The following is an 8,036-nucleotide window of genomic DNA, read 5'->3' on the forward strand; positions in this document are numbered from 1 at the left end:
ATGGCAAATTTAAAAGAGGCTTTTGAGTATGATAACTGTAAAAAAAGAAGGTGTATTGTTACGACAAGCTGAATTTGATTTTGAGAATGAAAGCGTACTAAACCCCGCAGTGATAAAGGAAGGTGATACCATTTATATGTTTTACCGGGCCGTGCATACGCGCAATTATTCTACGATAGGCTATTGTGAACTGGATGGCCCCTTGTTGGTTAAAACGCGTTGGGAACAACCTTTTTTGACGCCCGAGTTTGACTATGAATCGCATGGGATGGAAGATCCCCGGATCGTGAAAATAGATGATACCTATTATCTTTCCTACGTGGCATTTGATGGCGATAACGCACTTGGGGCATTAGCCACTTCAACTGACCTGAAAACTTTTACCAAACAGGGGATCATCGTACCAAAAATAACTTATGATGACTTTGATCGTTATACCAAAACGCAAAGCAATTTAAATGAAAAATACCTGCGCTATAGCCGGGGCGCTCATATTTTAGCAGATAAGGACGTGGTTTTCTTCCCGAGGAGGATAAAGGGTAAATTAACGTTTTTACACCGCATAAAACCGGATATCCAGTTAACCGCTGTAGATGAGATTGCTGATTTAACAGATGAGTTTTGGGTGAATTACTTTTTGCATTTTGATGAGCATATATTCCTTTGCCCCAAATACCCGCACGAAGTAAGTTACGTGGGCAGCGGCTGCCCGCCAATTGAAACAGCACATGGATGGCTGATTATTTACCACGGCGTTAAAGATACGGTAAAGGGATATGAATACTCCTGCTGCGCGGCCCTGATGGGTCTTGATGAACCGTGTAAAGAAATTGCCCGCCTGCCGTACCCGCTATTTAAACCCGACCAGGATTATGAACTGATGGGCGGTGACGTAGATGACGTTTGTTTCCCCACAGGCACTGTTTTACAAGGCGATACGCTTTATATTTACTACGGGGCAGCAGATGAACTCATTGCTGCCGCTTCGGTAAGTTTGTCAGGGTTAATTGAGGAGCTTTTGAAAAATAAAACTGTTAAATAAATGCGCGAATATGAAATGATATTTTAAAATTTATCGATCATTGGTTACTGTCGATACCTCAAAAAATCATTTGCACATCCGCACATCTGCACATCAAAAAATTAATCTACCGTAATAGTTGCGCTTTGTTCAATATCCCGTGATGACGTACCGGCAAGTAGCTTGTATTTACCCGGCTCAACTACCCATTTGCTGGTTTTGACATCGTAATAGGCCAAATCTTTTACCGGGATGTTCAAGGTTACGGTAGCAGTTTCGCCGACGGCCACATTGATCTTTTTAAAGGCTTTTAACTCTTTGTCGGCACGCGCTACAACTGAGCCTGTTTTGCTTACGTACAACTGTACGGTTTCTTTACCGGCATATTTACCGGTGTTTTTTAGTTTTACAGTTGCGGTTATAAGATCTGTTGCTTTGTAGCTTTTTTTATTGGTATAAAAGCCCGAGTATTTAAAGCCGGTATAGCTTAAACCATAACCAAAGCAATAAAGCGGGTCGATTTTTTTGGTATCAAACCAGCGGTAACCTACCAGGATCCCTTCTTTATAATCAACCTTCAGGTTTTCACCGGGGTAAGCATTCAAAGCATGTGCCGGTGAATCTTTTAAAGACGCCGGGAAGGTAAACGGCATTTTGCCTGATGGGTTGATTTTGCCGGTCAATACGTCAGCCAAAGCGTTGCCATTTTCTGATCCGTTGTACCAGCTCCAAACAATGGTATGGTTATTTTCTTTTATTTTAGCGATATCGTAAGGCGCGCCACCTACAACTATTACAATGGTATTGGCGTTGGCAGCAGTAACGGCATCTACCAAAGCTTGTTCTGCGAATGGCAGGGCCAGGTTTTTGCGGTCCTCGCTTTCACTTTCAAAGTCACGGTTTCCGCCAACAAATAGGATCGCCATATCCGCGCTTTTAGCGGTGGCTGCCGCTTGGTCAATCAATGCCTGATCGGGTTTAAATTCGGGATTGCTGCCGACTTTGTAGGCACCGGAATAGCCTTTGGCATATTTAATGTCGATAGTTTTACCCAAACGGTTTTGCAAACCGGCTAAGGCAGTTACTTCATATTTAGCTTTAACACCTGCGCCAAAACCACCTAAATGGAACGTATGGGTAGCATTATCGCCAATAACAGCCAGGCTTTTTATTGCCGTTGTATTTAAGGGCAATAAATGTTTGTCGTTTTTTAGCAGTACGATAGATTCTGCAGCGATATCATAGGCTGTTTTGCTGTGGGCTAGCGTGTTGATGCTTCCTTTTGGCAGGTTGGCGCTCATATCAGTATGATACAATACCCATAGGATACGATGTACTTTCTCATCTATCACCTTAATACTTACTTTACCGGCTTTTACCGAGTCGAGCAGTTTATCGGCGAAATAATAAGTATTGTAAGGGGGATTGGAACCCATCTCCAGGTCGAGGCCGTTATTTGCAGCAGCAACGGTGCTGTGCGTGCCACCCCAGTCACTAATCACGATGCCTTTAAAACCCCATTCGCCTTTTAAGATCTTTTTAAGCAGGTAATCATTTTCTGAGCAATAAACGCCGCGCAATTTATTGTAAGCCGACATAATGGTCCAGGCTTTACCTTCGGTAATGGATGCCTTAAAAGCGGGCAGGTATATTTCGCGTAAAGCACGTTCATCAATATCAACGCTAACGCGGCCGCGTTCAATCTCCTGGTTATTTACGGCATAATGTTTTACACAGGCAGCAACATGCTGGCTTTGTATACCCTGTACTGATTGTACCGCCAAACGGCTATTCAAAAAAGGATCTTCCGAATAATATTCATAGGTACGGCCGCAAAGCGGGGTACGGCAAATGTTAAACGCAGGGGCAAGCATTACGTTTTTACCACGTACGCGTGCTTCTTCGGCCATATCATGCCCGTAACGGTAGGCAAGGTTTGGGTTCCAGGTGGCGGCAAGGGCTGAACCATTAGGGAAAAATGTAGCAGAGTCAGTAGTTAAATTAGCCGATCCCCATCCTTCCAAAACATCTTCGCGAACGCCTAAAGGGCCGTCGTCCGTCATGATGTGCGGGATGCCCAAACGTTTAATACCCCCGGCAGAAAAGATACCGTTGGCGTGTAACAGGGAGATCTTTTCTTCGAGTGTTAATTTTTTGATGATCGAGCTGATCTTATCATCAGTCATCTTATCGGTTTTCGATTGGGCGCGGCAATTATTTAAAACGGCAAGCATTAAAATGCCGAACATCAGGTATCCGGAAAATTTATTTTTCATGATCGTAACGGTGTTGATTTGTAAGTAAAACTGGTTTATAAAGGTTGGTGTAATACCAACACAAAGTAAGGCTAAAATATCAATTTGAAAAATAAAATTAAGCTATTAAAAACAATAGTTTAAAAAGTATAGGTATTGGTTTAAATAGTATAAATTTTTAGTGGTTATAGACAAATTGCCGCAATAAAAAAAGACTTTGGATAGACCCGGAAATAATTATGATTCCGAAAATCTGCATGTGATGTGCCAGGTACAATCGTAATAATTAACGGCGCGCCAATTGCCTTTTACAGACTGGTTCATATCTACCATTTCACCCTTTCTGACAGTAAAAACGAACCACGGGACAGGTTGATGGCCTGCGTCGCGAAAGCATTTTCAGGTATTATTGGTGTTAAGTGCTTCTTCATTAACCGAATTACCTTGTACGATGAATGCCGTACGGACCGAAATCTGTGCGTCAGGGCGGTAATGATATTGGGCATTTAAATGACATTTCAACAAAGCATGGCAGGGTACGTAAATGGCTAAAACGTCATTTATACTCCTGTTATCCATTTATCCACAGCCATTGCGGTGCCCTCGCTAATTGCCTACATTCGCTACCTGTTTATGAAAGTTATTATAGCTGAGAAACCATCCGTGGGGCGTGAAATTGCCAAAGTATTTGGTGCCACTACCAAAAAGGATGGTTATATGGAAGGGAAGGGCTATACTTTTACCTGGGCTTTCGGGCATCTCCTGCAACTGGCTGCGCCTCAGGAATACGGCTATTATGGCTGGAGTGTACAAAACCTGCCCATGTTACCGGCCAAATTTAAATTAGCTATCCGTAAAGTCAAAACAAAGGATGGCCTGGTTGACGATCCTGGTGTAAAAAAGCAACTGGATATCATCAAAAAGCTGTTTGACGAAGCTACGGAGATCATTGTGGCGACAGATGCCGGGCGGGAAGGCGAGTTGATCTTCCGCTATATTTATTATTACCTCAAATGTAAAAAGCCATTCAAGCGGCTCTGGATCTCGTCACAAACTGATGAGGCGATCAAGGATGGTTTCAGGAACTTAAAACCCGGGTCAGATTATGATACCTTATTTAATTCTGCCCATTGCCGCTCGCAGTCTGATTGGTTGGTGGGGATGAATGCCACACAGGCACTAAGCCTTGCCTCAGGTACGCGGGGTGTTTTATCGCTCGGACGGGTGCAAACGCCCACGCTGGCCATGATCTGTGCCCGTTATCTCGAAAACAAGAACTTTGTACCGCAATTGTATTACCAGGTCGCTATCCATCCGGATAAAGACGGACAGGTATTCAAAGCCATATCCGAAAAGAATTTTAAAACATGTGAAGAGGCGCAGGCCATATTGGATCAGGTAACGGGTGAAGCCCATATTCAACACCTGGAAGCTAAACCGCGGAAAGAACCGCCACCCTTATTGCATGACCTGAGCAGTTTGCAGCAGGAAGCCAATAAACGCAAAGGATTTACGGCTGACCAGACCCTTGGCCTTTTACAAAACTTATACGAAGGTAAACTGGTTACTTATCCCCGAACCGGCAGCCGCTATATTGGCGATGATGTATTTGCCGGTGTACCGGACCTGATTGATAAGTTAAACTATCACCCTGAGTTTGGTAAACAGGCGGCGGCGCTCACCGGAGCCAAGCTGAACAAACGCAGTGTTAATGCCAAAAAGGTAACGGATCACCATGCCATCCTGCCAACAGGGGTAGTGCCGCAGCATTTGTCTGCAGATCACCAGGCAATCTACGACCTGGTTGCCGGGCGTATGCTGGAAGCCTTCCACCAGGATTGTATCAAAGAGGTTACCAGAATCACACTTTTATCCGGCTCAAAATTTATGGCGAGCGGTACCGTGATACAAACGGCAGGCTGGCGTGCGGTGTTCAATGACAAGGATGAAGAAAAGAAAGATGAGGAAAATGCTACTTTGCCAAAAGTGACACAGGGCGAAGATCTGCTGATAACCGAAAAGGTTTTGCTTGAAAAACAAACGAAGCCAAAAGCGCTTTTTAATGAAGCCAGCTTACTAAAGGCGCTGGAAACTGCCGGGAAGGAAATAGAAGACGAAGAATTAAGAGAGGCCATGAAAGATAGTGGACTGGGTACGCCGGCGACACGCGCAGCAATCATCGAAACCTTGCTTACACGGAAATATATCCTGCGGGAAAAGAAAAACCTTGTGCCAACTGAAACCGGGTTAGCAGTATACGAAATTGTGAGGAACCAGCGCATTGCGCAGGCGGAGCTTACCGGTAGCTGGGAAAAGCGTTTAGAAGAAATTCGCTCAGGCGCCTCTGTCGCAGCTTTCCAGGAGGAGATTAAAACCTATACCCGGGCCATTACGCAGGAATTACTCCAGTCGGGTAAAAGTTTTAAAGCCCCGGTAAACACTTAAAATAAACTGGCCTGCTCTGTGCCAGATCTATTCATTTCTTGTTGATAGCTGCGGATCAATCCGATCAGGTCAGCGCCATATTGCGCTGCCTTATGCGGGCCAATCCCTTTGATCGCGCCCAGCGTTTTTAATGTTGCCGGCAGTTTTTCGGCAATGGCTGCAGCGGTCTTTTCGGAAATTACCATCGCTGGCATTACCTTTTCTGCTGTTGCTATTTTTTCACGCCAAAGCAGCAGACTAACATAAAGTTTTTCATTCGGCACTGCATTCAATGCTTTTAAATAGGAGCGTTCCTGCACTTTGGGTCTGTTTTTAACTTCCGCCAGGTAGGCATCAGAAGTAAAAGGCTGTAGCGAACAATGTTCCATCAGGCGCATGCGGTTCATTAGCCAGCTGATCAGTTGGTCTGCCTTACCGGCTTTGTCCTTTGATTCACCGATCAGCGCAGGCAATTGTGAATGCAGTTTTTCAACAGAGGTACTCAACTTCTCGTGAAAATAAACTGCTGCATGCTGGCTTCGCTCAGGTTTTAGCTGTTTGATGAATTTAGCAGCGACAAGCAAAATGTCGTTCTCCAAATCGGGCAGCAGGCTTTTAAAATCTTTTAGCTTTGCCTGCAGCGGCGTAAAATTAAATAATTCTGTCAGCAGGAACAGCCGGTACAGCTCCCTGTCGCGTTCCAGGCTTTGTTTATCAGGCTGTATAACGGCACTTTGCTCATTAAAGCGGGCCACGGCAGGGTCGCCAATAATGTTGTGTGCGGCTATGGGGTTACGTAATACCATCCCGGTTAAACTCCGGCAACGGCTGAGCGCAACGTAAGCCTGTCCGTGGGCAAAAGATTCGGCAATATCGATGATCGCCCGGTCGAACGTTAAGCCCTGGCTTTTGTGGATAGTGATGGCCCAGGCCAGTTTTAACGGGATCTGCGCGAAACTGCCTGCATTGGTTTCATTAATAGCTTCCCCATCAAGCTGGTATTTTACATTGCTCCATTCCAATGCCTCTACTGCAATCTCCCGTTGGCCATCGCCGCATTGCACAAATACAATTTGCCCTTCAATCCGTGACACTGTACCTATCTTGCCATTATAAAACAGCTTTTCAGCTGAGTTATCATTTTTTACAAACATTACCTGTGCACCAATCTTCAGCTTCAGATCAGTTTCAGTAGGATAGGCGTCTTTGGGAAAATCCCCTCGGATGCTCGCAGTAAATACTTGTTCCTGTCCCGGTAATGCATCCAACCATTCAGAATTGATCTGCTGTGCGATGTTGTTATGAGTGGTGAGGGTAATATAAGGGTCTTCGGCATCGGGCTGGAAGTTAGGGATATAGCGCGCATTGAGGATTTCAAGGCTCGAAGCACTGATTATTTGATGGCGCACCTCGTTCAGAATATTTACAAAAGCCTGTTCCTTTTGGCGGTAAACATGATCCAGTTCTATCCGCACATAGGGCGCCTTTTGAAGCACCTGGCTGCTGAAGAAATAAGGGGTGGCGTAGTAGGATCTTAAAATGGACCAGTCATCTTCACGAATGATCGGGCTGAGTTGCGAAAGGTCGCCGATCAGCAGCAGCTGTACGCCGCCGAAGGGATAGGCCGATCCTTTTTCGGTTCGCAGGATCAGGTCAATCTGGTCGAGCACATCCGGTCGTACCATGCTGATTTCATCAATGATCAATAATTCCAGGCTAGATAGCAGCGCTTTTTTCTCCGTGCTGTAAAAAACTTCAGACCGCCCGTTTCCCGAAGGGATGACCGGTGCAAAGGAAAGCTGGAAGAAAGAATGTATCGTCATGCCTCCGGCATTTATTGCCGCCACACCGGTAGGCGCAACTACTGCCAGCTTCTTTTTGGACGTCTGCCTCAGGTTTTGCAAAAATGTAGTTTTACCTGTACCCGCTTTGCCTGTTAGGAAAACAATCGTATTAGTGCTTTCCAGGTAGTCATTTGCAAGTTGCATAACAGGATTGACGATTTCCTCCATTATTTTACAATAATCACTAAAAATATTAGCATTGTCGGGGGCTGTTGAAAAAAACTTTTGGCGAAAGCTGATGTAATCACCTGGATATTGCAGACCTGAAATTATATCGTTTTAGAAGGGAAAGCAAATTTGGTGGGTAAAATCAAAAAAGCCTCTCAAATTTCTTCGAGAGGCTCCAGTGATCCCGCTGGGATTTAAAAATCGTGAGATAAAGCGCTTTTTATCAGTATGTTAAGTCATAAAATCTAAGACGTACACCTCGCAGTATACCGAATTCTTTAGATCAATTTGATGTTGTTTAAAAGCATTAATACTCAAATATAC

At 44.7% G+C, this 8,036-nt stretch carries 5 protein-coding genes; 2 read left to right on the forward strand and 3 right to left on the reverse strand.

Going from position 1 to position 8,036, the window contains the following annotated elements; translation table 11 throughout:
* The first annotated feature begins 28 nt into the window (after window positions 1–28).
* Window positions 29–1,042 (forward strand): hypothetical protein, encoded by a 1,014-nt coding sequence (locus tag QZY09_RS20265; protein WP_295675426.1) that lies wholly within the window; start codon window positions 29–31, stop codon window positions 1,040–1,042.
* Between the two features lie 101 nt (window positions 1,043–1,143).
* On the opposite strand, the gene QZY09_RS20270 is transcribed toward QZY09_RS20265, so the two are convergent.
* Window positions 1,144–3,297, reverse strand: coding sequence for a glycoside hydrolase family 3 C-terminal domain-containing protein (locus QZY09_RS20270; RefSeq protein ID WP_295675429.1), 2,154 nt, complete (start codon window positions 3,295–3,297; stop codon window positions 1,144–1,146).
* Window positions 3,298–3,675: 378 nt separating this feature from the next.
* Window positions 3,676–3,855 (reverse strand): hypothetical protein, encoded by a 180-nt coding sequence (locus QZY09_RS20275; protein ID WP_295675431.1) that lies wholly within the window; start codon window positions 3,853–3,855, stop codon window positions 3,676–3,678.
* A gap of 54 nt (window positions 3,856–3,909) precedes the next feature.
* Here QZY09_RS20275 and QZY09_RS20280 point away from each other — a divergent pair, with 54 nt between their 5' ends.
* Window positions 3,910–5,721, forward strand: coding sequence for a DNA topoisomerase 3 (locus QZY09_RS20280; protein ID WP_295675434.1), 1,812 nt, complete (start codon window positions 3,910–3,912; stop codon window positions 5,719–5,721).
* Here QZY09_RS20280 and QZY09_RS20285 read toward each other — a convergent pair.
* Window positions 5,718–7,688, reverse strand: coding sequence for an HRDC domain-containing protein (locus tag QZY09_RS20285; RefSeq protein WP_295675436.1), 1,971 nt, complete (start codon window positions 7,686–7,688; stop codon window positions 5,718–5,720). The genes QZY09_RS20280 and QZY09_RS20285 overlap by 4 nt on opposite strands.
* Between the last annotated feature and the right edge of the window lie 348 nt (window positions 7,689–8,036).

The organism is uncultured Mucilaginibacter sp., from assembly GCF_903913935.1.
In the GTDB taxonomy this organism is placed as follows: Bacteria; Bacteroidota; Bacteroidia; order Sphingobacteriales; family Sphingobacteriaceae; genus Mucilaginibacter.

Excerpts from the sequence above, each read along its gene's own strand:
- QZY09_RS20265 (WP_295675426.1), top strand. The coding sequence starts at position 29 with ATGATAACTGTAAAAAAAGAAGGTGTATTGTTACGACAAGCTGAATTT.
- QZY09_RS20270 (WP_295675429.1), bottom strand. The coding sequence starts at position 3,297 with ATGAAAAATAAATTTTCCGGATACCTGATGTTCGGCATTTTAATGCTT.
- QZY09_RS20275 (WP_295675431.1), bottom strand. The coding sequence starts at position 3,855 with ATGGATAACAGGAGTATAAATGACGTTTTAGCCATTTACGTACCCTGC.
- QZY09_RS20280 (WP_295675434.1), top strand. The coding sequence starts at position 3,910 with ATGAAAGTTATTATAGCTGAGAAACCATCCGTGGGGCGTGAAATTGCC.
- QZY09_RS20285 (WP_295675436.1), bottom strand. The coding sequence starts at position 7,688 with ATGCAACTTGCAAATGACTACCTGGAAAGCACTAATACGATTGTTTTC.